We start from the raw sequence: 1,552 nt of genomic DNA on the forward strand, positions 1-1,552 counted from the left end.
GATTAAAGCGTTGTTGTTGCTGTAAGCCTTTACGTAAGCGATCTTTAGCTTGTGTAGCAGATTCAGATAACGGTGCAAGGGCTTCTATTAAAATGAGTTTATGGATGTTGTCAGCAAGACATGCATTATAAGCTGACGCCACAATGCCGCCGAGCGAATGGCCTAATAAGATAATGGGACCTGTTTCTTGTGACAGAGTATGGATCACGGCTTGTAGGTCGTAAATATAATCAACCCAATGCAAAGGATAACGCCCGGGACGATGATCTGATAATCCATGCCCTGGCCAATCGATACATATCAGTTGGAATTTATCGAATAACCCTTGCTGGGCAAATGCCTGCGCCAAGGGGATAAAACTGTCAACATTATCAAGCCAACCATGCAAAGCCAATATTACTGGCTTATCGGCTTGACCATATCGTTTAGCAGCAAGAGTAATATGAGCCAACGGCAATTGAATTTCTTCTACATCAATGTTCAACATTGTTGGCTCACTTTGTAATAATTATTTAGCGGCTGTTTTGGTAAATTTGATTGTCATACGATCACTTTCACCAATATCAAGGTACTTCTGTTTATCTTGATCACCCAACGCTAAACGCGGTGGTAATGTCCATACACCTTTCTCATAATCTTTACTGTCTTTAGGATTAGCATTTACTTCAGAGCTGCCGGTTAATTCAAAACCGTATTTATTGGCCAATTCAACCATTTGATTTTGATCCATATAGCCACTTTCTGCCGCCATACCGATATTAGCTCTGTGTTCAACAATACCTAATGAGCCTCCGACTTTTAACACGTCATGAGCAGCTTTGAATACACCTTCCAACTCTCCTTTCATTGCCCAATTGTGCAAGTTACGGAATGTTAATACGTGGTCTGCAGAATTATCTTTACCCAATGAAAACTTAGCCGGTGGATCTAACGTTACAAACTGTACATTGCCTAGACTGGCTTTGTTATCGCTGACCCATTTTTCAAACTTTAGACCCGCCGATTTGTAATAAGCTGTTTGACGGTTTTCTTCTGCCGGTTTTGTTTCAAAATTAGCAGCAACATATTGACCTTTTTCAGCTAAGTAAGGCGCTAAAATCTCAGCATACCAACCACCACCAGGCCAAAGTTCAATTACAGTTTGTTCAGGCTTCACATCAAAAAATGCTAATGTTTCAGCAGGATGACGATATTGATCACGTAATTTATTATCTGCAGTACGAAACTCGCTAGCCACTGCTTTAGCAAGGGCGGAATTAACCTGCGGTGCCGTCACTTTTTTATCGGCCATACTATCGGCTGCGTATATTGCAGTTGACATACCTAAACTTGATAAGCCAATTAAGGCTCCTAACATCATGTTACGTTTCATTTTGACACTCCCTTTTTTCGATCAACTTTACGCCAACAGAGCAACAGCATAAACCCGCTAAAGGCGAGCCATGTTATTACCCATATCCATGCAGGTAGCCAAGTCATTTCAGCTAACATAACCGCATCGCCTTGGCCGCTTAACCCTAATAACACCATCGGACTTGCCATGGCATTTAAA

At 41.5% G+C, this 1,552-nt stretch carries 3 protein-coding genes; all 3 read right to left on the minus strand.

Going from position 1 to position 1,552, the window contains the following annotated elements:
* The coding region (locus tag CXF78_RS17035; protein WP_145991529.1) for an alpha/beta hydrolase at positions 1–487 on the minus strand (487 nt) is incomplete at its 3' end.
* A 21-nt stretch (positions 488–508) separates the two neighbouring features.
* Positions 509–1,372: a class I SAM-dependent methyltransferase gene (locus CXF78_RS17040; protein ID WP_102037434.1), complete on the minus strand. Its 864-nt coding sequence runs from the start codon at positions 1,370–1,372 to the stop codon at positions 509–511.
* On the minus strand, positions 1,369–1,552 hold a 184-nt coding region (locus tag CXF78_RS17045), incomplete at its 5' end, for a M50 family metallopeptidase (RefSeq protein WP_180957202.1). The genes CXF78_RS17045 and CXF78_RS17040, both read right to left, overlap by 4 nt.

Origin of the sequence: Shewanella sp. 11B5 (genome assembly GCF_002836795.1) — a bacterium.
GTDB lineage: Bacteria > Pseudomonadota > Gammaproteobacteria > Enterobacterales > Shewanellaceae > Shewanella > Shewanella frigidimarina.